Source organism: Arsenicicoccus cauae (assembly GCF_043162025.1).
Classification (GTDB): domain Bacteria; phylum Actinomycetota; class Actinomycetes; order Actinomycetales; family Dermatophilaceae; genus Arsenicicoccus; species Arsenicicoccus cauae.
The window spans coordinates 1,560,318-1,584,609 of record NZ_CP171001.1 but is presented as its reverse complement, the minus strand read 5'-3'; the positions used below and the strand labels follow the sequence as shown (position 1 = coordinate 1,584,609).

General features: G+C 72.9%; 19 protein-coding genes and 1 tRNA gene. 8 read left to right on the top strand and 12 right to left on the bottom strand.

Going from position 1 to position 24,292, the window contains the following annotated elements; genetic code table 11:
* Positions 1–105: 105 nt before the first annotated feature.
* Complete coding sequence (locus ACF3NS_RS07465; protein WP_392468949.1) at positions 106–1,839, bottom strand: glycerol-3-phosphate dehydrogenase/oxidase; 1,734 nt, start codon at positions 1,837–1,839, stop codon at positions 106–108.
* Between the two features lie 161 nt (positions 1,840–2,000).
* On the opposite strand from ACF3NS_RS07465, the gene ACF3NS_RS07460 reads away from it, so the two are divergent.
* On the top strand, positions 2,001–2,954 hold the full coding sequence (locus ACF3NS_RS07460) for a sugar-binding transcriptional regulator (RefSeq protein WP_288799230.1): 954 nt from the start codon (positions 2,001–2,003) through the stop codon (positions 2,952–2,954).
* A 111-nt stretch (positions 2,955–3,065) separates the two neighbouring features.
* Here the strand turns inward: ACF3NS_RS07460 and ACF3NS_RS07455 are convergent, their stop codons facing one another.
* Entirely contained in the window at positions 3,066–5,726 is a 2,661-nt protein-coding gene (locus ACF3NS_RS07455; protein WP_392468947.1) for an excinuclease ABC subunit A, read from the bottom strand.
* Between the two features lie 498 nt (positions 5,727–6,224).
* Between ACF3NS_RS07455 and ACF3NS_RS07450 the strand changes: the two genes are divergently transcribed.
* The gene (locus tag ACF3NS_RS07450; RefSeq protein ID WP_392468946.1) at positions 6,225–6,494 is read left to right on the top strand and encodes a hypothetical protein; all 270 of its coding nucleotides are present in this window, start codon (positions 6,225–6,227) and stop codon (positions 6,492–6,494) included.
* Positions 6,482–6,871: a PIN domain-containing protein gene (locus tag ACF3NS_RS07445; protein WP_392468944.1), complete on the top strand. Its 390-nt coding sequence runs from the start codon at positions 6,482–6,484 to the stop codon at positions 6,869–6,871. The genes ACF3NS_RS07450 and ACF3NS_RS07445 overlap by 13 nt, the downstream gene beginning before the upstream one ends.
* Position 6,872: 1 nt before the next feature.
* Here ACF3NS_RS07445 and ACF3NS_RS07440 read toward each other — a convergent pair whose 3' ends face one another.
* From ACF3NS_RS07440 to ACF3NS_RS07405, 8 genes are all read right to left on the bottom strand, one after another.
* On the bottom strand, positions 6,873–7,646 hold the full coding sequence (locus ACF3NS_RS07440; RefSeq protein WP_289033662.1) for a DinB family protein: 774 nt from the start codon (positions 7,644–7,646) through the stop codon (positions 6,873–6,875).
* Between the two features lie 104 nt (positions 7,647–7,750).
* Positions 7,751–7,823 (bottom strand) — tRNA-Ala (locus tag ACF3NS_RS07435).
* Between the two features lie 46 nt (positions 7,824–7,869).
* Positions 7,870–8,751 carry a hypothetical protein gene (locus tag ACF3NS_RS07430; protein ID WP_392468942.1) on the bottom strand — a complete coding sequence of 294 codons (882 nt, stop codon included), beginning with the start codon at positions 8,749–8,751 and terminating at the stop codon, positions 7,870–7,872.
* 71 nt (positions 8,752–8,822) lie between these two features.
* On the bottom strand, positions 8,823–9,425 hold the full coding sequence (locus tag ACF3NS_RS07425) for a GNAT family N-acetyltransferase (RefSeq protein WP_392468940.1): 603 nt from the start codon (positions 9,423–9,425) through the stop codon (positions 8,823–8,825).
* A complete protein-coding gene (locus ACF3NS_RS07420) occupies positions 9,425–9,913 on the bottom strand; it encodes a molybdenum cofactor biosynthesis protein B (RefSeq protein ID WP_392468938.1) in 489 nt (162 codons plus the stop codon). The genes ACF3NS_RS07425 and ACF3NS_RS07420 overlap by 1 nt, the downstream gene beginning before the upstream one ends.
* The gene (gene moaC / locus ACF3NS_RS07415; protein ID WP_288798426.1) at positions 9,910–10,401 is read right to left on the bottom strand and encodes a cyclic pyranopterin monophosphate synthase MoaC; all 492 of its coding nucleotides are present in this window, start codon (positions 10,399–10,401) and stop codon (positions 9,910–9,912) included. The genes ACF3NS_RS07420 and moaC overlap by 4 nt, the downstream gene beginning before the upstream one ends.
* Positions 10,398–11,663: a gephyrin-like molybdotransferase Glp gene (gene glp, locus ACF3NS_RS07410; protein WP_392468937.1), complete on the bottom strand. Its 1,266-nt coding sequence runs from the start codon at positions 11,661–11,663 to the stop codon at positions 10,398–10,400. The genes moaC and glp overlap by 4 nt, the downstream gene beginning before the upstream one ends.
* Positions 11,664–11,673: 10 nt before the next feature.
* Positions 11,674–13,572, bottom strand: a complete 1,899-nt coding sequence (locus ACF3NS_RS07405; protein WP_392468935.1) for a diguanylate cyclase — start codon at positions 13,570–13,572, stop codon at positions 11,674–11,676.
* Positions 13,573–13,664: 92 nt separating this feature from the next.
* Between ACF3NS_RS07405 and ACF3NS_RS07400 the strand changes: the two genes are divergently transcribed.
* Positions 13,665–14,246, top strand: a complete 582-nt coding sequence (locus ACF3NS_RS07400; protein WP_392468933.1) for a 5-formyltetrahydrofolate cyclo-ligase — start codon at positions 13,665–13,667, stop codon at positions 14,244–14,246.
* A gap of 14 nt (positions 14,247–14,260) precedes the next feature.
* Here the strand turns inward: ACF3NS_RS07400 and ACF3NS_RS07395 are convergent, their stop codons facing one another.
* A complete protein-coding gene (locus ACF3NS_RS07395; RefSeq protein ID WP_392468932.1) occupies positions 14,261–16,858 on the bottom strand; it encodes a penicillin acylase family protein in 2,598 nt (865 codons plus the stop codon).
* A gap of 79 nt (positions 16,859–16,937) precedes the next feature.
* Between ACF3NS_RS07395 and ACF3NS_RS07390 the strand changes: the two genes are divergently transcribed.
* The 4 genes from ACF3NS_RS07390 (at position 16,938) to mscL (ending at position 20,311) form a co-directional block, all read left to right on the top strand.
* The gene (locus tag ACF3NS_RS07390; protein ID WP_392468929.1) at positions 16,938–18,515 is read left to right on the top strand and encodes a potassium/proton antiporter; all 1,578 of its coding nucleotides are present in this window, start codon (positions 16,938–16,940) and stop codon (positions 18,513–18,515) included.
* Between the two features lie 68 nt (positions 18,516–18,583).
* A complete protein-coding gene (locus ACF3NS_RS07385; protein ID WP_392468927.1) occupies positions 18,584–18,922 on the top strand; it encodes an FmdB family zinc ribbon protein in 339 nt (112 codons plus the stop codon).
* A gap of 167 nt (positions 18,923–19,089) precedes the next feature.
* On the top strand, positions 19,090–19,797 hold the full coding sequence (locus tag ACF3NS_RS07380; protein WP_392468925.1) for an SAF domain-containing protein: 708 nt from the start codon (positions 19,090–19,092) through the stop codon (positions 19,795–19,797).
* A gap of 151 nt (positions 19,798–19,948) precedes the next feature.
* Positions 19,949–20,311 (top strand): large conductance mechanosensitive channel protein MscL, encoded by a 363-nt coding sequence (gene mscL / locus ACF3NS_RS07375; RefSeq protein ID WP_019284302.1) that lies wholly within the window; start codon positions 19,949–19,951, stop codon positions 20,309–20,311.
* 301 nt (positions 20,312–20,612) lie between these two features.
* Here the strand turns inward: mscL and ACF3NS_RS07370 are convergent, their stop codons facing one another.
* Positions 20,613–24,236 carry a DUF4011 domain-containing protein gene (locus ACF3NS_RS07370; protein ID WP_392468923.1) on the bottom strand — a complete coding sequence of 1,208 codons (3,624 nt, stop codon included), beginning with the start codon at positions 24,234–24,236 and terminating at the stop codon, positions 20,613–20,615.
* Positions 24,237–24,292: the final 56 nt, after the last annotated feature.

Here is a 24,292-nt window from a genome sequence, read left to right as displayed (position 1 = left end):
TGGTGAACGTCGTTGTCCTGCAGTCGCCCCGGCCGGGACGGTGATGGCGCCCGGGGGGTGGGTTGTTCTAGCGGTCGAGCGGGTCGGTCAGGCCGACCGGGTCGCTCAGGACGAGGCCGGCAGCGCCTCGCCGGCGACCTGGGCGCGGGCCGCGGAGGCGGCGGCGTCGGTCCGCTCCTGCTCCGCCGCGGCCTCGCCCGCCACGCGGGCGCGGTAGGCCGCCTGCTCCCGCGCGAGGTCGTCGTCATCCCAGCCGAGCAGCGGTGCGGCGATCGAGCCGATCTCGTCGAGAGCGCTGACGCCCCGGTCGCGGGTCTCGTAGTGCAGCCGGATGCGGTGCATGAGGATGTCCTCGAGGTGCAGCGCGCCCTCGTGGGTGACGGCGAACGCCGCCTCCACCCGCAGGTAGGCGGGCGCGGTCGTGAGCGGCTCCCCCAGGGAGGCGTCGGCGTCGACGAGGGCCAGCAGGGCCGGGAGCTCTGCGCCGTAGCGGGACAGCAGGTGCTCGACCTGCTCGGCGCTCCACCCGTAGGCGGCGGCGATGCGCGGAGCCTGGTGGCGGTAGGCGTCGAACCCGGCCGCGCCGACCAGCGGCGTGTGCTCGGTGACGGACGGGTTGGCCTCGGCCGCCTCCTCGCCCAGCGCGACGTCGACGGCGTCCTCGGCCATGACGCGGTAGGTCGTCAGCTTGCCGCCGGCGATCGACCACAGCCCCGGGGCGACCTCGGCCACGGTGTGCTCGCGGGACACCTTGGTGGAGGACCCGCCGCTGCCGCGGTGGGGCTGCAGGAGGGGGCGCAGCCCGGCATACGTGCCGATGATGTCGTCGCGGGTCAGGGGACGGGCCAGCACCGAGTTGGCCTGCTCGAGGACGTAGTCGATGTCCTCGGCGGTGGCCACCGGGTTGCGCAGGTCCTGCTCCCACGGGGTGTCGGTCGTGCCGATGACCCAGTAGCGCTCCCAGGGGATGACGAACAGCACGGACTTCTCGGTGCGCAGGAACAGCCCGGTCTCCCCCTGGATCCGCTCCTTGGGCACGACGATGTGGATCCCCTTGGACGCCAGCACCTTCAGGCCCTGGTCGGAGCCCGTCATCGCCTCGACGTCCTCGGTCCAGACGCCGGCGGCGGCGACCACCCGGTGCGCGCGGATCGTCAGGTCGCGGTCGCCCTCGGCGTCGTGCACCTCGGCCCCCACGACCCGTCCCGTGTCGTCCTTGACGAAGGAGGTGACTCGCGCGCGGGTGGCCGCGAGCGCGCCATACCCGGTGGCGGTGCGGACCAGGTCGATGACCAGGCGGGCGTCGTCGACGCGGGCGTCGTAGAAGCGGATCGCGCCGGTCAGCGCGTCGTCGCGGATGTCGGGGAAGAGCTCCTGGGCGCCCTGGCGCGTGTAGTGCTTCTGCAGCGGGACGGTCTTGGTGCCCTTGGCCCCGACGAGCGCAAGGGCGTCGTACATCCCCACCCCCACGGCGCTGTAGGACCGCTCGACGACCGGCAGCTTGAGGGGCCACAGGAAGGGCTGGGCCTTGACCAGGTGCGGGGCGAGGGTCGTGAGCAGCAGGCCGCGCTCCTTGAGGGCCTCGGCCACGAGGGCGAAGTTGAGCTGGTAGAGGTAGCGCAGGCCGCCGTGGACCAGCTTGGAGGACCACTGGGAGGTGCCGGAGGCCCAGTCCTCGGCCTCGACGATGCCGACGCGCAGGCCCCGGCTCGCGGCGTCCAGCACGATGCCCGCGCCGGTGACGCCGCCGCCGACGACGAGCAGGTCCAGGGGCTCGCCGGTCGTCATCGCCTCGAGGGCGTCGGCGCGGCTCGTCGCGGACAGTGCGGTGGAGGTCATCGGTGTGGCGGCCATGGTCCTCACGACCCTTTCTGTGCCGGTGTCGACCGGCGGCTCGGTGGGTGCACCCCGTGGTGCATCTTGGTCTCTGCATCGAGCATGCGCCGCCCTGCACGTATGCTCAAGCAGTCTGCACGAACGTGCAGGAGGGGGCGAGGCTCGTGAACGATCGTGAAGCCGCTTACCGCGCAGCGCAGCTGTACTACCTGCAGGACCAGACCATGGACATGATCGCCGGTGACCTCGGCGTCTCGAGGTCGACCGTCTCGCGGCTGCTGCGCTGGGCCCGGGACGAGGGGATCGTGCGCATCACGGTCGCGGCGCCCGACGGGCCGACCGACCACACCGCGCGCACCCTCCTCGACGCCTTCGGGGTGCAGGCGCACGTCGTGCCCGTGTCGTCCTCGGCCAGTGATCCCCAGCGGCTGGAGGCCGTGGCCCGGCGCGCCGCCGGCCTGCTGGACTCGTGGATGGGCGACGACATGACCCTCGCGGTCGCGTGGGGCACGACGACATCCGCCATCGCGGGGCATCTCGTGCCGCACCCCACCACCGGGTCGGTGGTCGTGCAGCTCAACGGCGCGGCCAACGCCCGCACCTCCGGGGTCCGCTACACCACCGAGCTGCTCGATCGCTTCGCGAGCGCCTACGACACCGAGCTCTACCACTTCCCCGCCCCGGCGTTCTTCGACTTCGCCGAGACCAAGGAGGCGCTGTGGCGTGAGGGATCCGTGCGCCGGATCCTCGAGCTGCGGCGCACCTGCGACATCGCGGTGTTCAGCGTCGGGGCCTTCCGCGGGCGGCTGCTCAGCCAGGTCTACTCCACCGGCTACCTGCGCCCCGAGGAGGTGCGCGAGCTCGCCGACCAGCACGTCGTCGGCGACGTCGCCACGCACTTCCTGCGGGTGGACGGGTCGTATGCCGGGATCGCGCTCAACCGCCGGGCCTCCGGGCCCTCCCCCGCAGAGCTGCGGCGTGTGAACCGCAGGCTGTGCGCGGTGGCGGGTGACAACAAGATCCAGGGGACGCTGGGGGCGCTGCGCGCGGGCGTGGTGTCGGACCTGGTGATCGACGAACGCACGGCAGGTGGCCTGATCGCCCTGCTGTCCTCGTGAGGGCCCGGTGGTGCGGTGGCCCAGGGACGCCGTCGGCCAGCTCAAGGTTCCAACCCCGACCTCGTCGAGTGTGTCGCTGTGCGATGTTCATATCGCACAGCGACACACTCGTCACAATGGGGTCGCGTTGGTAGCTGCCTGCAGTGCGGCGGCAAGGTAGCCCGCGGAAGCACCGACGCCCTTGTCCGCGACGTAGGCGGGCGTACCCGCTGCAACCACGGTCCCGCCGGCGTCGCCCGCGCCGGGTCCAAGATCGATCACGTGATCGGCCACCGCGACAACGCGCATGTCCAGCTCCGCGGCGACGACCGTGTTGCCCGCATCGACCAGCGTCTGCAGATGCGCGACCAGACGATCCGTGTCGGCGCAGTGGAGCCCGGACGTCGGCTCGTCCAATACGTACAGCGTGTCCCCACGCTGCGCACGCTGCAGCTCGGCCGCCAGCTTGACGCGCTGGGCTTCACCCCCCGAGAGTTCCGTTGCCGGTTGACCCAGTCGGAGGTAATCGAGTCCAACGTCCGACAAAGCGGCCAGGGATCGAGTGATCTCCTCATCGCCCACGAAGAACAGGTTCGCCTCCTCGACGCTCATCGACAACACGTCAGCGATCGTGCGCCCCCGCCACGTGACCTCGAGCGTTGACGCCTTGTATCGGGTGCCGTGGCAGTCGGGGCATTCGGTGTACACGGAAGGCAGGAAGAGGAGCTCGACCATCACCGATCCCTCGCCCTCGCAGGTCGGGCAGCGCCCGCCGGCGACATTGAAGGAGAATCGGCCGGGCTTGTACCCGCGGGAACGAGCTTCCGGGGTGTCTGCGAATCGACGACGTACGTGGTCGAACAGCCCGGTGTAGGTGGCGACGTTCGACCGCGGCGTCCGGCCGATGGGCCGCTGGTCGATGACGATCAGCCGGCGTACACCGGTGACGGGCCCGGCGACGCGTCCATCGAGACGTTCCGGCGCATCCGCGAGGAGTGACTCGTCGCTGACCGGCTCGTCATCGGCCGGGACGGCCCGGCCAAGGCGATCGCCAAGCAGCGACGGAAGCGCCTGGCTGACCAGACTCGACTTGCCGGACCCGGACACGCCCGTGACCACGGTGAAGACACCCAATGGGATATCGACAGTGAGGTCGTGCAGGTTGTTCCGCGTCACGTTCTCCAGGGACAGCCAGCTGCGTGCCTCACGGGGTGTGCGAAGAGGGAGACCGCGGCCACCGAAGAGGTACCCGCGTGTCACGGACTCCTCGATATCGGCGAGCCCGTCGGGCGGGCCGCTGTAGAGCACTCGGCCGCCGTGTTCACCGGCGCCCGGGCCGATGTCGACCAACCAGTCCGCGTGCCGCATCACGGCCACGGAGTGCTCGACGATGAACAGGCTGTTACCTTTCCCCTTGAGTCCGTCGAGGATCCCGAGGAGCGCCGTCACGTCCTGCGGATGCAGCCCCGCCGAGGGTTCGTCGAGGACGTAGACCACCCCGAAGAGATCAGAGCTGAGTTGCGTCGCGAGCCGTAGCCGCTGCAGCTCGCCGCCCGACAGCGTCGGCGTCGTCCGGCTCAACGACAGGTAGCCCAGCCCCAGATCGACCAGTGGACGAAGTCGCTGCAGCACCCCCGATGCGAGCTGGACCGCAGCAGCACGCTTCTCTGGCGCTCGGCTCAGGGTGGGTCGCACATCGGCCGCGGCGGCAGGCGAGGAACCGCCAGCAGCGACATGCTCCTGCGATGCGGCTCGCGCAGAGGCAGCGCCGGGAGAAGCGGCTCCGTGCTCCTCCAGGCGGGCAACGACTCCCGAAAGGATCGTGGCAAGTTCCCGAAGCGGCAGTCGGGAGAAATCGGCGATGTCGAATCCTTCGAACGTGACGGACAGCGCCTCGGGCTTCAGCCGCTTGCCATCACAGGCCGGGCAGATGGCAGCGGTGAGAAACTGCGCGACGCGCCGCTTCATCGAGGCGCTTTTCGTGTTCGCGAACGTGTCCAGAATGTACCGACGAGCCCCGACGAACGTGCCCGAGTAGCTCGGCTCCACGCCTGCCTTGATCGCAGCTCTGGACTCAGAGAGGGTGAGCCGGGAGTGGACCGGAACGAAGGGGGTCTCATCGGTGTAGAGGATCCAGTCCCGGTCCTCTTTCGGCAGGTCCCGCCACGGCACATCGACGTCGTAACCAAGAGCAACCAGTACGTCGCGCAGCTGATGGCCGTGCCACGCGGTCGGCCAGGAAGCGATGGCGCGTTCGCGGATGGTGAGCGATGGGTCCGGGACCATCTGCTGCTCGTTCACCGTGTAGACGCGGCCGATGCCGTGGCATTCCGAGCAGGCTCCTTGGACCGTGTTCGCGGAGAAGTCCTCCGCATACAACATCGGCTGCCCATCCGGATAGTCCCCGGCCCTCGAGTACAGCATTCGTATCAAGCTCGACAACGTGGTGATGCTGCCCACGGTCGATCGTGCGTTACCGGCACCGCGCTGCTGCTGCAGGGCGACCGCCGGGGGCATCCCCGTGATCGAGTCGACATCGGGCACTCCCGCCTGATCGATCAGGCGTCGGGCGTAGGGTGCGACCGATTCCAGATAGCGTCGCTGCGACTCGGCGTACAGCGTCCCGAACGCCAGCGAGGACTTTCCCGAGCCAGACACACCGGTGAAGACGACTGTTGCATCGCGCGGCACCGTGAGGTCGACATCCTGCAGATTGTGTTCGCGGGCGCCGAGAACGCGAACGTCGGGCTGCACGGAGAGCTTCGGAGACCCGAAAGCAGAAGATTCAACCATGGTCGCATGTTAACCACGTACGGAACGGTCGGACGATCTCCGTCCGGAGGAGAGGGTTTCCGCACCGATGAGGGCCGACGCACCACTTGTCCAGTTGAGCGCACGAGTGATCAGCCCTCTTCGAAGAGGCGAACGACCTTCTCGGACAGAGCCCCGTCGAGTGGTGGGCTTTGAGGTGATGCTCGTCGCCTACCGGCCGCTCTTTTCAAGGGCGATGGTCTCAGTATCGCGGGTTGGGAAGAGCTCGAGTCGAGCACAGTCGGCCCTTCGAAATGCTCCTCGATCCGCAGGTCGACGTCACGCCTTGACCTGGGCCGCAGACGCACACAAGGCCCGAACCTCAACCAACGTTTGCCGTTGGCAAGGGTTCGAGCCTTGTGCGTGCGGTGGACCTTGCGGGATGCCTGTCGAAACTTCCCCCGCGTTGCGGGCACTCAGGGCTCACTGACCACTTCCAGTTCAAGATGTGACACTTCTCATCAGTGTTACACTCGCGGTATGCCGACCACCAAGCGTCGCCACCCCGTGACCGAGACGGCCGAAGTCTCTGAAGCACTGCGCGCTGCTGCATTGCGATGGCCTGCCGACCGAGACAAGCCTGCTCGGCTGCTGCGTCGCCTGATCGAGGAAGGGCACAAGAGCATCGACCCGAGCGCCGCAGAGCGTCAGGACAACCGACTGGCCGCCCTGAAGCGGATCAGCGGCTCCTACACCGGCCTCTACGAGCCGGGCTACCTCGACGATCTGCGCGCGGAGTGGCCCGAGTGATCGCCCTAGACTCGGGCGTGCTCATCGCGCTGTTCGATGCCAATGACGCGCACCACGCTGCAGCCGAGGCACTGTTCACGATCCACGCCTCAGAGCCGATGACCATCGGTCCGATCAACTTGGCGGAAGTGCTCGTCAGGGCCGCGCGCGAGAACCGTGATCGGCAAATGCTGGCCGACCTTCGGGCTCTCGACGTCGCCACGACTTCCCTGCCGGATGACGCCGCCACCCGACTGGCGCGGCTTCGCGCGACCACTCGGTCGAAGATGCCCGACTGTTGCGTATTGTTGACAGCCGAGCAGACCTCGGCCCGCATCGCCACATTCGACGAAGGCTTGAAGGAGTCAGCTCGAGTGCTCAACCTGCAGATCGTCTGACCTAGGAACAACGCTGCCGCGAAGCCGACCCCAGGCGGGTCCTTCCTCCAAGCGCACGCTCGTCGAGGGCGTCGAGGTCACGGGTTGCATACCGCAGGTGTTCCCACTCTTCTTCAAGGACTGTTCGCACGCACGACAGCACAGTTTCCTGGTGCTCGGGGGCATGCGGATTGGGTCGGGTGGCCGACAAGTCATCGTCGGTGACGGTTTCCAGGAACTCACGGACCATGCGCATCCGGCTGCCACGAGCCTGCAGTACCTCTGCCCAGTCAGGATGCGTCACGCGGAAGACGGCGGTGCCGCCACCGTCTTCAACGAAGCTGGTGTCAGGCAGACCAACAGGGTGGTAGGGCTGTTCAACTCCCAGCACCGCCTTGCGGAGCCACGTATCAGTCGCCATAACAAGGTGCCGCACCGTCTGAGCGAATGACCACTCCTCACCGACCTGTTCATCCATCGAGCCCGATGGCATGGCCTCTACACGACGGACCGCCGACTGCCATGCCTGCTCAACTGCGGCCCAAGCGTCGCGCAAACCGTCAGCGCTCGACGCACGACGGAGGGCGCGGCCGGGGAACTTGCGGTCAAGTTCGCCGTCGATCAGCGGCGCCACATCCACGCCGTTCACGATGAGCCGACCCGGCTCCTCCAGCAGCCACGGCGCGTCGATCTCGAGGCCGTCGACGTCAACACCCCGCATAACTGCATCTCTGAGACTGACGTCACGGAAGGTCGAGCCGGACAGATCACGAGCCCTGAACGCTTCACTTGCCATGACTTGATGATGACAGCCAGTCACTCCGTGCACTGGCCAGAGTCACCGCAAAGACAAAACTGCCCCGCCATCAGGCGGGGCAGTTTTGATTTTCTCGTCTTACGTGGAGCTGAGGGGATTCGAACCCCTGGCCTTCTCATTGCGAACGAGACGCGCTACCAACTGCGCCACAGCCCCTGGCGAGGACCGACTGTACCACCGAGGCGGCACGTCGGCCCAATCCTCACCCGCCCACGGCGCTGCGCAACGGCACTGCGGCGTCGAGGAACTCGTCCTCGACCTCGATGGGGGCAAAGACGTCGTCGTCCACCGGCAGCGGGGCCGGGGCAGCCCGGGGGGCGGCGGGCTTCATGGTGTAGGTCGGAGGCGGCACAGGGGTCGGACGCCACTGCCCGGGCTCGAGCGGCTCGAGGACGACCTCGACCGGTGCGGGCGCCTCGTCGACGGTGTCGAACTGGCGCACGTCGAAGGGGTCATCGACGCGGATGTCACCCACGCGGGCCACGGCGGGCTCGGCGGTGTCCACCACGACCAGCGCGTCAGCGGTGGAGACCGGGGACGTGGTCGGGGCGGTGGACGCGCCCGGAGCTGCGGGCTCGACGGGGGCGGCGACGTCGGTCCTCCCGGCGCTCGAGGTGGTGCGGTGCAGCTCGAGGCGCGGCTGACGAGGCCGGGCCGTGTGGCGCAGCCACGCCAGGTCGGCTGTGACGAGCGCCAGGCCGACGGCCGGGGTCCAGACGGGGACCAGGCGCAGAACGGTCACCACGACGAGCGCGATCAGCGCGGTCACCGCGATCCCGAGGGAGGCGCCCCGCAGGCTGCGGGCGCGTCGGCCCGCCCCCGCCTCCTCGGTCATGGGCGTGGCACGCGTCGCGCCGGCGGGCGCGGTGGCGGTGGCGCCGGCCCGCAGCGGGCTGACGGCATACGACCGGGGGGTGGTGGGCTCGGCGAGGACCGGGCGCCGCTCGAGCACCCGCAGGGCCTCGGCGTACCGCTCGATGGATCGCGCGGTCTGCAGGTGCTCCCGACGACGCATCCACGACTGGGTCAGGTAGGCAGCCCACAGACCGATCACGACGACGAAGACGAGGCTGGAGGGCTGCACGTCCCCGACGTTAGAGGGGGCGCGGGTGATGGACGCTCAACCGCACGGGTGTGTCGGCGGATTGCCCTGGATCATGCCCTCGTGAGCCGGTCCGCGAAGGTGCCACCGCCGAGGTCCTCGGTCGTCAGCGCGAAGGTCCGGTGGTCGCGCCAGGCGCCGTCGATGTGGAGATAGCGCTCGCGCAGCCCCTCGTCGCGGAAGTCTAGCTTGCGGACGACGGCGAGCGACTTGGTGTTGTCGGGGCGGATGTTGACCTCGATGCGGTGCAGGCCCCGCTCGCCCACGGCGTAGTCGCACGCCGTGGCCAGGGCCAGGGGAACGATGCCCCGGCCGGCGTGGGTGGGGGCGCACCAGTAGCCCGCCGTGGCGCCCCACAGCGCGCCCTCCATGATCTGGGACAGGTTGACCGCGCCGCAGAGCCGACCGTCGACCTCGACGGCGAAGGGCAGCTGCCGACCGGCGCGCGCCTCGCGGGCCTGGTGGCGGATGTACTCGGGGAAGGGTTTGGGCTGCTGGCCCGCGTGCGGGAAGGTCGGCTCCCACTCCTTGAGCCAGTCCCAGCTGGTGCGACGCAGCTCGAGCCACTGCGTGCGGTCGCGGCGGCGCAGGCCGCGCAGCACGAGAGCTCCCCCGTCCGGCAGGGTCGCCTCGAGCCGCACCGGCCACGCGGCCATCAGTGGTCGCCCCCGCGGACCTGGTCGAGGGCGTGCGTCACGACCTGCTCCAGCACTTCGAGCCCGTCGGCGACGCCACCGCGCGAGCCCGGGAGGTTGACGACCAGGGTGGCGCCGGCGAGCCCGGCGATGCCGCGGGACAGGGAGGCGGTGGCGACGCCCTGCGACAGACCGGCGCCGCGGATGGCCTCGGCGAGGCCGGGCACCTCGCGGTCGACCAGCGCCCGGGTCACCTCAGGGGTGCGGTCGGTGGGCGACAGGCCGGTCCCGCCGGTCGTGACGACGAGGTCGACCCCGTCGTCGACGGCGGTCCGTATGGCGTCCCCCACGGGGTCACCGTCAGGGACGACCACCGGGTCCGGGGTGTCCAGACCCCACGCGCGCAGGGCCTCGACGATGACGGGTCCGGTGCGGTCGGCGTAGGTGCCGGCAGCGGCGCGCGTGGACGCTGTCACGACGACGGCGCGCCGCGGCTCGGGCGCGCTCACTCGGACCAGTCCCCGGACCGGCCGCCCGACTTGGCGGTGACGCGGACGTCGGTGATGCGGGCGTGCTTGTCGACCGCCTTGACCATGTCGATCAGGGCCAGGGCGCCGACGGTGACCGCGGTGAGCGCCTCCATCTCGATGCCGGTGCGGTCGGCGGTGCGGACGGTCGCCGCGAGCTCGACCCCGTCGTCGGTGACCTCGAGGTCCAGCTCGACCCCGTGCACGGCGATGGGGTGCGCGAGCGGGACCAGGTCGGGGGTGCGCTTGACCGCCTGGATGCCGGCGATGCGGGCCACGGCCAGCGCATCGCCCTTGGGCACGGTGCCGTCCCGCAGCGCCGCGACCGCCGGCGCCGCGAGCAGGACCCGGCCGCGGGCGGTGGCCGAGCGGGCCGTGACGGCCTTGGCGGAGACGTCGACCATGTGGGCGCTGCCGTCGGCACGCACGTGCGTCAGTCGGGGCGCCTCGGGCGTGGGGTCGGTGGTCATGCGAGGGACTCCTTGCCGGGGAGGGGGCGCAGCAGCAGGCAGGTGAGGCGCGCGCCGGGGAGGACCTCGTCGACCTCGGCGGGCACGACGGCCAGGGCATCGGCGTGGGCGAGGGCGCCGAGCACGTGCGAGCCCTGACCACCGGCGAGGGTGGCGTGCAGCCCGTCGTCCTCGCGGCGCAGCCGGACCCGGGCCAGCTGCGTGCGACCGGCCGACGTGCGCCACCCGTCGTCCGCCACCGCCTCCAGGCCTGCGAGCCCCTCGGCCGGGCGGCCCGCGAGCAGGCGCAGCGCCGGGGCCACGAAGACCTGGTAGGACACCATCGCGCTGACGGGGTTGCCGGGGAGGGTGAAGACGGGCACGCGTCGCCCGTCGCCCGCCCGCACCAGGCCGAAGCCCTGCGGCTTGCCCGGCTGCATCGCGATGCCCCGGAACTCGACCTCGCCGTCACGGGCGAGCACGGCCTTGACCGTGTCGTAGGCGCCCGCGGACACCCCGCCCGTGGTGATGACCGCGTCGTGGGTCAGCAGGACCTCGTCCAGCCGCGCGCGGAAGCCCTGCTCGTCGTCGGCGACCGCCCGCACCCGCTCGGCTGTGAAGCCGTGCTCGCGCAGGACGGCGACCAGCATCGGGCCGTTGCTGTCGACGACCGTGCCGTGCCCGGCGGCGCCGCCCGGCTCGACCAGCTCGTCGCCGGTGGACAGGACGGCGACGCGGGGCGGCAGGACGACCTCGACCCGCGGGTGCCCGAGGGAGACGAGCAGCGCGAGCACCCGCGCGTCGACGAAGGTCCCTGCCGTGAGTGCGAGCTCGTCGCGGGACAGGTCGTCGCCGGCAGGTCGGACGTGGGCTCCGGCCAGCGGCTCCTGACGCAGGGTCACCCGCTGCGTGCCGCCGTCCGTCAGCTCGACGGGCACCACCGCGTCGGCCCCGTCGGGCAGGGCGGCACCGGTCATGATGCGCAGCGTGGTGCCCGGCTCGAGGGTGACCCGGTCGGTGCGGCCCGCGGGGATGTCGCCGGCGACGGGCAGGACCACGGGGCGGTCGCCCGCACCCGCGAGCTCGGCGGCCCGGACGGCATACCCGTCCATCGCCGAGTTGGCGAACGCCGGGACGTCGACGGCGCTGCGCACGTCCTGGGCCAGCACGCAGCCGTGCGCCTCGGCCACCGGCACCGGGGACGTGCGGCGGGGCACGGTGGCGCAGGCCTCGAGGAGGATGCGCAGGTGCTCGTCGACGGGCATCAGCCGGGGTTCGGACATGCTTCGGAGACTAGTCGACGGGTCCGACATGCCCGGCCGCGACCGTCCCGTCACGCCCGGCGCGCTTGGCGGCGTTCATGGCGGCGTCGGCCGCCGACACGAGCTCGGGCGCCGTCGCAGCGTCCTGCGGCCAGGTGGCGATCCCGATGCTGCAGGTGATGGGGACCTCGCGGTCGCCGACCTGCAGCGGACGTTCTCGCAGGTCGGCCACGATCCGCTGAGCGAGCGCCAGGCACTCCTGCTCGCCGCGCTCGGGGCAGACGACGGCCATCTCCTCCCCGCCGTAGCGCGCGACGACGTCCACCGGCGGGACCAGCTCGACGAGGCGAGCGGCGAGCGCGGCCAGCACGCCGTCGCCCACGGAGTGGCCGTGCTCGTCGTTGATCCGGCGGAACCGGTCGATGTCCAGGATCAGCAGGGACACCTGCCGTCCGAACGAGCGCGCCCGCTCCACCTCGCGACCCAGCGTGGTCGTGAGCATGCGCAGGTTGCCGACGCCGGTCAGCGGGTCGGTGACGGACTGGCGCTGGGCGCGACGGTGCAGGATCGCGTTGTCGATGGCGACCCCGGCCGGTCCGGCCACGAGGTCGAGCAGCTCCCCGGTGGTGTCGTCGTATGCCGTCGCGTCGGCCGCCCGCTCGACGACCAGCGCCCCGATGACGTCGTCTCCGGAGACGAGGGGCGCGGCGCACAGCCGCCCCCTCAGGACGGCGCCGGGCTCGCCGCTCGCGTCGTCGAGCAGGACGACGCGGCGGTCGCTGACCACCTCTCCGACCACGCTCTCGGCCGCGCGGATCCGCCCGGTGCCGGGACGGCGGGTCCCGATGGGGTGGACGACCCGGGCGCGCAGGCCGCTGCCCTCGCGCATCCAGACGACGGCGCAGGCGGACCCGGTCGTCGTCTCGGCCAGCGCGCACAGCGCTGCGAGGAGACCGTCGAGGTCGTGGGTGCGCTGCAGGGTGGCGGCGATCCGCCGGACGGTGTCCTGCAAGGTCGCCCGGCTCGACGTCAGCTCGGCCATGCGCTGGTCCAGCTCCACCGCCATGGCGTTGAACTCCCGCGACAGCTCGCCGACCTCGTCGTCGCGGCCCTCCGGCAGGCGCACCGTCAGGTCACCGTCGGCGATGCGACGGGTGCCCTCGGTGAGGGCGAGCAGCGGGGCGGTGAGCTCCCGGGCCAGCCACCGGAGCAGCCCGACCGCAGCCGCCAGCACGACCAGGATCAGCAGGAGGGGCACCCACGCGCGCGGGCCGCCCACAGGATCGGGAGCCGAGCCCTGGACGGCGCAGGGGCGACCGGGCCCTGCCGCGGCGGTCTGCGCGACGGACCCCTGGCCGCGGTCCGAGCTCGGGTGCACCTCGACCCCGCCCGCGCACTGCAGGATCGTGCGCACGTCCGAGGCGGCGGCCTGCCGGGCGAGCGCGTCGAGCCGACCGGCGGTGAGGGGCTCGACCACGAGGACGGTCAGGGTGCCCTGCGTGGTGCTCAGGTCGACCCGCTCGGCGAGGTGCGGCCCGGCGGGTCTGGTCACGGTCGAGCAGCGGGTGGTCGGCAGGGTGGTCGGCGTGGGTCGGGGCGCGGACCCGGAGGCCGCCAGCACCTCGCCGCCGCGCAGCACGACCGCGTAGCCGCGCTCCGCCCCCAGGCCGCCCCGGGTCTCCTCCGCGAGGACGGCGGCCGGCGGGCGCCCGTTGGCGACCGACAGTGCGATGACCTCGGCCCGGTCGCCCAGCGCCCAGCACTCGGACGCCATGGCGGTGGCGACGGCCACCGTGGCGCGGTCGACGTCGCGTCGCTGGCCGTCCACGAGCGCACGGGGCAGCAGGACTCCGGCCACCAGCCCGGCCACGAGCAGGACCGGCAGGACCACGGCGGCGAGCACGATCGCCAGACGGGTCCGGATGGACACGGGTCCTCCTCGGGGTGGGCCGGTCGGCCCATGGTGGCACGAGACCGATCGAGTCCTCCCGCTGACCGGGGCGTGGCTGACAGAATCGCTGCATGGACACCCCCGCCCCGACCCCCGCCGACGCCAAGCGCGCCCTACGGGCTCGCCTCTGGGCCCACCGCAAGCAGCGGTATGCCGACACCCCGCGCGCCGAGCGCGAGGCGCAGGCCCTGGCGGACCACGTCCTGCGGATCGTTGCGGACCGGGTGGGGCCGGGTGGGACGGTGACGTCGTACGAGTCCTGGCCGACCGAGCCGGGCACCGGTCCGCTCAACGCGGCGCTGGCCGAGGCGGGCTACCGGGTGCTGGTGCCGGTCACGCTGCCGGGGCTCGACCTGGACTGGCGGCCGCTCGGCAGCGACGAGCGGGACGAGTCCGCGCGGCTGGGGCTGGAGGCCATCGACCAGGCCGACCTCGTGCTCACGCCGGGCACGGCGGTGGACCGGCGCGGGGTGCGGCTCGGACAGGGCGGCGGGTGCTACGACCGAGCGCTGCCCCGGCGTCGCGAGGGCATCTGCGTGGTGACCCTCCTGCACCCCCAGGAGCTCCTCGACGACGCCCTGCCGGCGGCGCAGCACGACCAGCGGGTCGACGCGGTGGTGACCGCGGACGGGATCACCTGGCTCGACCGCTGAGCGCGCGGCGGGGCTCAGCCGTCGTCGCGGGGCGCGAGCGTGAGCTGCTCGCGCGTGGCATCCTCGACCGCCCCCCGGCTGAACGGCCACGCGAACGACTCGTTGCGCAGCCAGCGTCCCGTCTGGTCGTCGTAGTGCTCGCTGGTCGGGTGCCCGGACACGCCGGTGCTCTGGACCCAGGTGCTCGCGTCAAGATCGGCGAGGTCGACCACCATGCGCATGGACGGCCCCCAGTCGGCGGCGTAGCCCACCTGGAGGTCGTAGCCGAGGGCGTTGGGCGCGAGCGGGCTCCCGGGCGCCGGCTCCGGGCCGCGGTCCAGCAGGGAGCGCAGCATCCCCGGCGCCGCGGCGCTGAGCGGGTGGCGCAGGGTCAGCGTGTGCAGCCGCCCGTAGTCCCAGGCCTTGACGTCCTTGCCGGTCAGCCGGGTGAGCTCGAGCCGGGCGTCGACCTGCGCCTGACGCAGGATGTCGTCGCGGGTCTCGATGCGCAGCGTCTTTTGGTTGTCCCACCACGGGGAGCGCGGGTCGGCGAGCAGCTGCTGGACGACCGCCGGCCAGCGTGACCCGCCGTCGGGGCGCAGGCCCACCGGCAGGTCGTCGTCGAAGGTCCGGTGCAGCAGGGCGGACCACGCCGCCGTCCAGTAGGCCGCCGCGCGCGACGACGGGTTGTCCCCCGTGACGAACCGCCCGTCCCAGCCCTCCAGGGTGGCCTGCCCCTCGCGGGTGAAGGCGTCGCCGCTCAGGTCCACGCCCCGCAGGGCCGCGGTGAGGACGGGCTGGAAGCCGTCGCTGACGTCGCCCTGGATCTCGCGCATGCGCTCCGGCGTCACCGTGGGATGGGCGGTGAGGAGCTGACGGATGCGGGTCGAGCGCCAGCCGTGCGTCCAGTCCGTCGTCAGGAAGGGGGTCGTCGCCGCCGTGACGGCCTGGTTGGCGGTCACCAGGAAGCCCTCGGCGGGGTCCAGGGTGTGCGGCAGCTGCTCGAAGGGGACGTAGCCGGTCCAGTCGTAGCGCGAGTCCCAGCCGGGTGCTGGCAGGTAGCCGGGTGGGGTCCCGGCCGACCCGGACCGCCGGACCGGGACGCGGCCCGGTGCCTGGTAGCCGATGTGCCCGTCGACGTCGGCGTACACGGCGTTCTGCGAGGGGGCCGCGAAGGACGACAGGGCGGCGCGGAAGCTCTCGAAGGACGTCGCGCGGTTCATCCGGAAGATCGCGTCCGCGGTCTGGGTGACGTCCAGCCCGGTCCATCTCAGCGCGATCGCCAGGGACTCCCCCTCGGCCGGCGCGGTGGCCGCGCCTGAGGTGCCCGACGTGGGAGCGGTGGCGGCGTCCCTGACCGCGGCGTCCACGTCCGACAGCAGCGGGCCGTGCGTGCTCGACCGGACGGTGATGGTGCGGTCGGTGCCGCCGGCCACGCGGATCACCTCGGTGCGGGTGGTCAGCGGCTGGTAGGTCCCGTCCCTGAGCACGGTGCTGCCCTTGACCCGCTCGAGGTAGAAGTCGCTCACGTCGGGGTCGAGGTTGGTGAAGCCCCACGCGATGCGCTGGTTGTGCCCGATCACCACGCCGGGGAAGCCCGCGAACGCGAAGCCGCTCACGTCGTAGGGGCACGCCTGGGACACCGTGCGGCAGTGCAGCGCGGTCTGGTGCCAGACGCCCGGCTGGCCGAGCGCGAGGTGCGGGTCGTTGGCCAGCAGGGGCTTGCCGGTCGAGGACCGGGACGGCCCGACCACCCACGAGTTGGAGCCGACGCCCTCGCCGCGCCCGACCAGGGGCGCGACCGCGGAGACGGCCCGCGCGGCCCGGGCGAGGGCCGCCTGGCCGTCCTGGTCGGGCTGGGGTCGTATGCCGGCGGCCGGCGCCTTGGACCGGCCGCCCCGCACGCCCGAGGGAGACCACGCGGACGCGGACAGGATCGGCGGCTGGGCCCTGGCGTCATAGCGGGGATAGAGCTCACGGACCTCGTCGAGCGAGCGACCCTGCGCCATGAGCCGGGCGCGGGCGAGCTCGTCGGCGTAGTTGCCGTGCAGGTCCCAGGCCATCGCCTTGAGCCAGGCCAGCGAGTCGACCGGCCCCCACGGCTCGATGCGGTAGCCGGGGAAGCGCACGCCGAGCATGAGGTACTCCGGGGCGACCCGGGTGGCGTCGCCGGTCGCGTCCAGGTAGGCGTTGACCCCGTCGGCATACGCCGCGAGGTAGCGCCGGGTGTCGGCCGAGAGGGTCGGCAGCTCCTGCTCGGCGACGCGGCGCCAGCCCATGGTGCGGACGCTCGTGTCGGACGCCACGCCGGCCTCGCCGACGAGCTCGGCGAGCCTGCCCGCCGTCGCGTGGCGGCGCAGGTCCATCTCGAAGAACCGGTCCTGGGCCGCGACGTAGCCCTGCGCCCGGAACAGGTCCTCGGGGGTGTCGGCGTAGACGTGGGCCACGCCTTGGGCGTCCCGCCGCACGTCCACCTCGCCCGACAGCCCCGCCAACCGCGCGGTGCCCGTGACGCTCGGGTCGGTCCTGCGCACGGCGCCGTAGACCACGCCGGCGACGATGAGGGCGGCCACGAGGAGCAGGACGACGACCGAGACGGTCGTCCGTCGGGCGATCAGAGCGGCGCGGGACACGTGAGCGAGACTAGGCCACGGCACCGACAGGCCGGCGGACGACGCGGGGGCGGGTGCGGCATACGAGAGGATGGGCCCCATGGACACCGGCGCGGACTTCGGGATCGAGGACCTGCGCTCCGTCCTCCTGCTCGGGTCCGCCGTCCTCCTGCTCGCCGTGGTGGCGGTCCGCATCAGCACCCGGTCGGGCCTGCCCTCGCTGCTGCTGTACCTCCTCATCGGGGTCGGGCTCGGGGAGTCCGGGCTCGGCATCCAGTTCGACGGTGGCCGGCTGACGCAGGCCCTCGGCTACATCGCGCTCGTGCTGATCCTCGCCGAGGGCGGGCTGTCGACCTCGTGGAGGCACATCAGACCCTCGGTGGCCCCGGCCGCTCTGCTCTCGACCGTCGGCGTGATCGTGTCCGTCGGCGTGGTCGGCGTCGCTGCGAGGTTCGTGCTCCACCTCGACTGGGTGTCGGCCCTGCTGGTCGGCGCGGTGCTCAGCTCCACGGACGCCGCCGCCGTCTTCTCCGTGCTGCGCAGCGTGCCCCTCCCCCGCAGGCTGACCAGCCTGCTCGAGGCGGAGTCCGGCTTCAACGACGCCCCGGTCGTGATCCTGGTCACCGCCCTGGCCTCCGTCGCCGCCGGGGACTCCGACGCCGGTCCCCTCTTCCTCGCCGGGCTCGCGGTCTACGAGCTGGTCGTGGGCGCGCTGCTCGGCATCGCAGTGGGCTGGCTCGGGACCAAGCTGTTGCGCCGCTACGCCGACACCTCGTCCGCGCTGTTCTCGATCGGCGTGATGGCGGTGCCGACGATGGCCTACTGCGTCGCGACCTATGCCCACGGCAGCGGCTTCCTCGCCGTCTACGTCGCCGCGCTCGTCGTCGGCAACAGCTCCCTGCCGCACAAGGCCGCCACCAGGGGTTTCGCCACCGCGATGGGCTGGCTGGCCCAGATCGGCCTGTTCGTCCTGCTGGGCCTGCTGGCCTCCCCCTCCGAGCTCGGCCGGTGGATCGTCCCGGCGGTCGTGATGGGGTTGGTGCTGCTCCTGGTCGCCCGGCCGCTGTCGGTGGTGGTCTCCGCCACGCCGTTCGGGATCGGGTGGCGCGAGCAGGCCTTCCTGTCGTGGGCGGGGCTGCGCGGCGCCGTCCCCGTCGTCCTCGCCACGGTCCCAGAGACCAGCGGCGCGTCGTCGCTCGCCTGGTTGTTCGACCTCGTGTTCATGCTCGTCGTGATCTTCACCATCGTGCAGGGGCCGACCATGCCGTATGTCGCCCGGCGGCTCGGCGTCATCGACGCGGGCGCGACGATGGACCTGCAGCTGGAGTCCACCCCGCTCGAACGACTCAACACCGAGGTGGTCGAGGTGCAGATCGGCGAGGAGTCCCGCATGGCCGGGGTCGAGGTCTACGAGCTGCGCCTGCCCAAGGGCGCCAACGTCGCCCTCGTGCTGCGCGGCCAGCGGTCGTTCGTGCCCGAGCGCTCGACCGTGCTGCGGCGAGGTGACTCGCTGATGGTCGTGGTGCCCTCGGAGCTGCGGGACGCGGCCGAGGAGCGGCTCCACGCGGTGTCCCAGCAGGGCCGCCTGGCCGGTTGGCTCGAGCCGGGGAAGCGCCCGCCCGTGTCCCGCACGGTCCGCGAACGCGGTCAGCGACGGCGCGACGGCTCGCTAGACTGAGCGGTCGAACGCCCAGGTCGGCCTCGGCCGCCGGCGTCCCTCACCCGCTCGTTCCTTCCGGAGGCACCGTGCCCACCTACTCCTACCGCTGCGCCGACTGCGGCGAGGCCTTCGACATCGTGCAGTCGTTCAGCGACGACGCGCTCACCGTGTGCCCGCGCTGCGAGGGGCTGCTGCGCAAGGTCTACAACAGCGTCGGCGTCGTCTTCAAGGGCTCCGGCTTCTACCGCACGGACTCGCGCGGCAAGGACGCCAAGGCGACCAAGAGCACCTCGGCCTCCCCGAGCGAGTCCTCCTCGAGCACCTCCGGCACCAGCGCCTCGTCCGGCTCCAACGGGTCCGCGAGCGGGTCCGGGACCTCGTCCAGCAGCTCCAGCACCTCGACCAGCTCGGCCGCCGCCAGCTGACCGTCGAGGGCGCCGACCGGCTCGTATGTCGCCGGCCCACCCCTCGCGCGCCCGAGGACGCGCCGGTCGCGGCGTGTCGTCCACAGCTCGTCGCGTCGTGGTTCGCTCTGTCCACAGGCGGCCGCCGAGCCCTCCCGCGTCGCAGGTCCGCTCCTTAGCCTCGCGGCATGACTGCCCTCCCCCGCCGTGGCGACCGAGCCGGGCGCCCCGCACCGCTACGCCGGTCGTGGCGCGCACGCCTGCGCAGCCGCCGTGTGTCCTGGCACGTGCGCCTCGCCCGCCGCGTCCTGGCCGCCCTCTGTCTGGGGCTCGCCGTGACCGGGGCGCTGCGCCTGGCGTTCCCGGCCCCTCCTCCAGCAGGCACGCGCGTGGTGAGCGCCGCCCGCGACCTGCCCGCGGGGCACGTGCTCGACGCGGAGGACCTCGTCATCCGTCGGTGGCCCGGGTCGGACGCCCCCACCACCTGGCCGGACGCCGAGGCCCTCGTGGGGCGCCGCCTGGCCGGGCCAGTGGCCACCGGCGACCCGCTGACGCCCCGTGCGGTGACCGGAGCCGCCCGGCTCGCGGGCCTGCCCGAGGGGTCCGTGGCGCTCGCCGTGCCCTCCGTCGAGCCCGTGGTGGCGGACCTCGTGCGCGCGGGCGACCGGGTCCAGGTGTGGGCCGGTGCCCGCCTCGTCGCCCCCGCCGCCGTGGTGCTGCAGACCCCGGTGGGTGAGTCCGCCGGGGTGGGGCTGCCGGGAGGCGCCGCCGGCGCCTCCGGACGCACGGTCCTGGTGTCCCTCAATGCATCTCAGTCCAGGGCTCTGCACGCAGGCCACGGAGCCGGGCCCGAGGACGAGCCCCTTCACCTGATGCTCACGGCGGGTTCCCAGTAAGCACTTCGCGTCAACTTTTTGGGGACCGCGGAACGATTAAGTATCGTCCTCGTGTAACTCAGCGTCATACGGTGGGGCATGCGGCGCAGTCGCCGCCCGAGCCCCTGAGCGGGCTCGCTCCACATCTCCCCAGGACAGAGAGAGAACAGTCATGCTCAAGGGCTTCAAGGACTTCCTCATGCGCGGCAACGTCGTCGACCTCGCGGTCGCCGTCGTCATCGGTGCCGCCTTCGGCAAGGTCATCGACAGCTTCGTCGCGATCCTGATGAACCTCATCGGCAAGCTGGGCGGCCAGCCCAACTTCAACTCCTTCAACCCGGGCGGCGTCCCGGTCGGCGCGTTCCTCACGGCCCTCATCAGCTTCCTGATCATCGCCGCGGCCATCTACTTCATGGTCGTCGCCCCGATGAACGCCATCGCCGCCCGTCGCAAGGCCGGCGTGGAGGAGACCGATGCTCCCTCCGAGGAGGCCTCCATCCTCATGGAGATCCGCGACGAGCTGCGTCGTCGCTGACCCTCCCCGCACGTCACGAAGGGCCCCGCCGTGCTGGCGGGGCCCTTCGTCGTCCGCGCAGACGAGCAGGAGCAGGTTGACGCGGACCGGACCCCGGGGTCCTACTCCCAGTGCGGGGGACGCTGCTCCCGCAGCCACCGGTCATGGGCGTCCTCGCGAGGCGCGTCGGAGCGGCGCCGCGCTGCGGTGGAGGGGGGCGGGTTCTCCTGCGTGGCCGGCGGGAGGCGGGGCTCGGCCTCGCCCAGGGGCGCCCTCGCCGCAGACCCCGTGCCGGGGGCGTCCACCCGACGGTGCCGGCGCGTCACCGTCGGGCCTCGTCCGAGCCCGCGTCACGAGCCTTCGCCCGGGCATCACGAGCCTCCGAGCCGTCGTCCCAGCGTCCGTGGGCCGCGTCGACGATCCGGGCGACGACGCGCTCCGGGGCGGTGAACACGTCGGCGGTCCACACGCGCAGCGGCTCCCACCCGGCCCGGCGCAGGAGCTCCGGCCGCAGGACGTCGCGGTCGACCGGCCCGCCACCGCGGGCGTAGTCCACACCGTCCGACTCCACCGCCAGGGCGACACCACGCACGGCGCGGGGGTCGCGCACGGCCAGCTCGACGGCACCCGCGCCGCGGCCCGCGCGCTCGGTCACCGCAAGTCCGGCCTGCCGCAGCCGGCCGGCGAGCTCACGGGTGACGGGATCGCTCAGGCCGCCCAGCGAGGGGACGGGCCCCGCCGGCATCCCGGCCAGCTGCAGCACCTCGGCGAGCAGCTCCACGCCGGCGCTTCCCGCCCCCACCTGCCGCAGCTGCTCGGCCGTCACGGAGGACACGAGGACGAGCCGCTGCCGGGCCCGCGTCACCGCGAGGGCGGCCCGCCGCTCCCCCGCCCCCAGCGCCAGGGCGCCGAACCGGTGCCCCGCCTGTCCGGCCTCGTCGAGCGCGTAGCCGACCGCGACGATCACGTCGTCCCGGGTCCGGCCCTGCACCTGGTCGACAGGCTTGATCCACAAGGGCTCTCGCGCCGACCCGGCAAAGAACCTGCGCGACGCGTCGGTCAGGTCGAGGCTCGCCAACTGCTGGCGCAGCCCCGCCGTGATGGCGTCCGCGTGCGCGGGATCGAAGGTGACGACACCGAGCGAGCGCTCGGGGGTGCTGCGGGCGTGCGCCACCACGAGCCGCACGACGCGGTCCACCTCGGCCGCGGTCGTGACGGGGGCCTCGCCACGCGGCGGCTGCGGCATACGGTCCTGGTCCACCAGCTCGAGCTGCACCCGGGGCGCGGTGGACGCGAGCGGCACGACCACGGGGTCCTGGCCGTGCAGCCGGCGGTCGACGGCCAGCGCGACGCGGTCGTCGACGCCGCGGTGGGCGGTCGCGAGGGTGTGCACCGGCAGGATCTCGGCGAGGGACGAGAGCACAGAGGTCGCCCGCTGGTCGGCCTGCACGTCGTCGTCGCGGCGGGCCGGATCGGGCACGGTCACGCTCACGTCGCCGGGGGGCAGCTGGTGCTGATCCCCGCAGACAACGACCTGCCGACCACGACTGAGGGCCGACACGGCCTGCGCCACGGACAGCTGGGACGCCTCGAGCACGATCACGGTGTCCACGGCGACGCCGACGGGCAGGAGGGACGCGACCTCGTGCGGGCTGGTCGCCCAGCAGGGGCGGGCGTCCCCGACCGCGGTGGCGACGGCGGCGGCGCGTTCGCGAAGGGCCAGGGCGTCGAGCCGGCGCAGCCCCGCGGCGTCGGCGTCGAGGGCGGTGCCGTCGTGCGCTCCGTAGTGCGGGTCCGTGCGGCGCACCTCGTCGAGGACGGAGCTCCACCACACGTGACGCACCTCAGAGGCCACCTGCGCGGCGGGGACGCGGCGGGCCGCCAGGTCCTCGACGAGCGGCCCCAGCCCCTGGGCCCGCAGCCCGTCCAGCGTCGTGGTCACCAGCGGCAGCACGGCGAGGCGTCGCCGTCCGCGCAGGAGCTCGCGCACGCGGGCGAGAGCCGTCTCGACGGGCAGGTCCAGCAACCCGGCGCCGTCGACGGTTGTCGCGAGGACCGGCTCGAGCGCCTCCAGGTCGGCGACCACGGCGCGGTGCGCGGCGCGGGCCTCGTCGATCCCGTGCGGGACGGTGGGACGGCTCGCGGCGCCCGCCCGCTCGCGCCACCGGGTGACCTGGTCGTGGGCCGTCGCGAGCGCGTCGTGCAGGTCGGTCGGCCCGGGACCGGGGCGCACCAGCCGCCGGGCGTCGCGCCGCAGGCCCTGACGACGCCACGGGCCGACGCCGGTGTCGTGCTCCGTGCGGTATGCCGTGGACGTGGCCGCCAGCATCTCCGGCAGCGGCGCGTCGAAGACCTCCGGGACGAACGCGTCGAGGGTCGCGCGCACGCCCGACACGAGGTCCAGGTCCTGGCCCAGGCCCCGCACCGAGCTCGCGCGCGGCAGACCGACTTCGCGGCACAGGGCGTCGACCAGGCTGGTCAGGCGGGTGAGGCCGCGGTCGCCGTCGAGCCGTTCGCACGCGGCGAGGGCGGCGTCCGCCTCGGCGGGGGTGGTGATGCGAGCCGCGCGCCACGGGTCGGCGCCCTGATGCGTGAGCCACGCGCCGTCCTCGGCGACCTGCACCAGCTCACGGGTGGCGACGTCGAGCCGCTGCGGGGTGAGGTGGGCGAGGTCGTCGCCGGCGAGCCGGACGCGAGATCGCGGCGGCGGATCGACCTGGCTCAGCTCGACCATGGCCCCCTGCGCCTGGAACGCGCTGACGCCCCACGGGTGTCGGGCCTGGTGGAGGGCGACGAGGTGTCCCTGCAGCCGCTCGGTGACGGCGTGGTGGTCGCGGGTCGTCGCGGCCGTCGCCTGCACGGGCTCGGCCGGCGTCGCGGCCGTGAGCGGCTCGTGCTCGTGCCGCAGGTCGGGTCCGTCGTGCGCCTCGACGACGAGGTCGAGCCCCGCCTGCGCGAGACGTTCCTGCACGGCCGTGATCGCGGACCGGGCGTGCGACACGAGCAGGACGCTTCGGCCCTGACCGGCCAGCCCGGCGACGGCAGCGGCGACGACCTGGGTCATCCCGGTGCCGGGTGCACCCTGCACCACGACGTCGTCGCCCGCGCCGATGGCCTCCAGGGCCGCCCGCTGGTGCTCGTCGACCGGCAGGACCAGCGGCAGGGACACTCCGGCCGCGGGCTCGCCGGTCGGTGGACGCAGCGCGGCGGGGTCACCGGCGAGGGCCCGCACCACCGCGTGCTCGGCCACCGTCGTCCCGGCGAGGTCGGCGACCATCCCGAGCTTGGCGTAGGGAAGGAGCGCGACCCCGAGACGCCGCTCGATGGTGAAGCCGGGTAGTCCCGAGCACCGACGGAGCAGCTCGCGATAGGCCGGTTCGGGGTCGAACCCGTTGCGCCCCCAGGAGGACTCGGCCAGCCCACGCCCGTCGAGCTCCACCCCCAGCTCGGCCCGGACCAGCTCGACCAGCGCCGGGTTGAGCTCGACGGTGCGGCTGACCACCAGGTCGAAGTCGGTCTGGGCCAGGTCGCGGGGGCGCAGCTCGCACGGACGCAGGAAGACGGGGGCGCTGGGCACTCGCCCGGCCCCGCCGGAGGTCTGCCAGGTCGCCATACCGGCAGCCAGGAAGCAGGTGGCGAGTCCCCGCTGCTCCCACAGGTCCTCGGCGGTCGCGCGCAGGCGGCGTGCCGCCACGACGGCCTCGGCCAGCGCCCGTGGCTCGCGGTGCAGGTCGGACAGCTTGGCGTCGCGCCCCGAGAGAAAGATCGCCAGCCCGGCCGGGTGAGCGTGGGTCAGCTCGAGCCGGCCGCGCTGGTCCGCGGGGCGCCACAGCAGGGAGTTGGGTCCGCCCGCCTCGACGAGCTCGCGACGCCAGCGGGCGACGGCCGCGGCCACCGGGTCCGGCACGTCGGCGGGCGGGGTGGCGGCGGGCGGTGCTGAGGTCACCGGCCAAGGATAACGAGGCGGCGGCGTGTGGTCCGAAGATGGTGGCGGTGCGCATG

Excerpts from the sequence above, each read along its gene's own strand:
- ACF3NS_RS07380 (WP_392468925.1), top strand. The coding sequence starts at position 19,090 with ATGACTGCCCTCCCCCGCCGTGGCGACCGAGCCGGGCGCCCCGCACCG.
- glp (WP_392468937.1), bottom strand. The coding sequence starts at position 11,663 with ATGTCCGAACCCCGGCTGATGCCCGTCGACGAGCACCTGCGCATCCTC.
- ACF3NS_RS07455 (WP_392468947.1), bottom strand. The coding sequence starts at position 5,726 with ATGGTTGAATCTTCTGCTTTCGGGTCTCCGAAGCTCTCCGTGCAGCCC.
- ACF3NS_RS07425 (WP_392468940.1), bottom strand. The coding sequence starts at position 9,425 with ATGGCCGCGTGGCCGGTGCGGCTCGAGGCGACCCTGCCGGACGGGGGA.
- ACF3NS_RS07450 (WP_392468946.1), top strand. The coding sequence starts at position 6,225 with ATGCCGACCACCAAGCGTCGCCACCCCGTGACCGAGACGGCCGAAGTC.
- ACF3NS_RS07465 (WP_392468949.1), bottom strand. The coding sequence starts at position 1,839 with ATGACCTCCACCGCACTGTCCGCGACGAGCCGCGCCGACGCCCTCGAG.
- ACF3NS_RS07440 (WP_289033662.1), bottom strand. The coding sequence starts at position 7,646 with ATGGCAAGTGAAGCGTTCAGGGCTCGTGATCTGTCCGGCTCGACCTTC.
- mscL (WP_019284302.1), top strand. The coding sequence starts at position 19,949 with ATGCTCAAGGGCTTCAAGGACTTCCTCATGCGCGGCAACGTCGTCGAC.
- ACF3NS_RS07390 (WP_392468929.1), top strand. The coding sequence starts at position 16,938 with ATGGACACCGGCGCGGACTTCGGGATCGAGGACCTGCGCTCCGTCCTC.
- ACF3NS_RS07400 (WP_392468933.1), top strand. The coding sequence starts at position 13,665 with ATGGACACCCCCGCCCCGACCCCCGCCGACGCCAAGCGCGCCCTACGG.
- moaC (WP_288798426.1), bottom strand. The coding sequence starts at position 10,401 with ATGACCACCGACCCCACGCCCGAGGCGCCCCGACTGACGCACGTGCGT.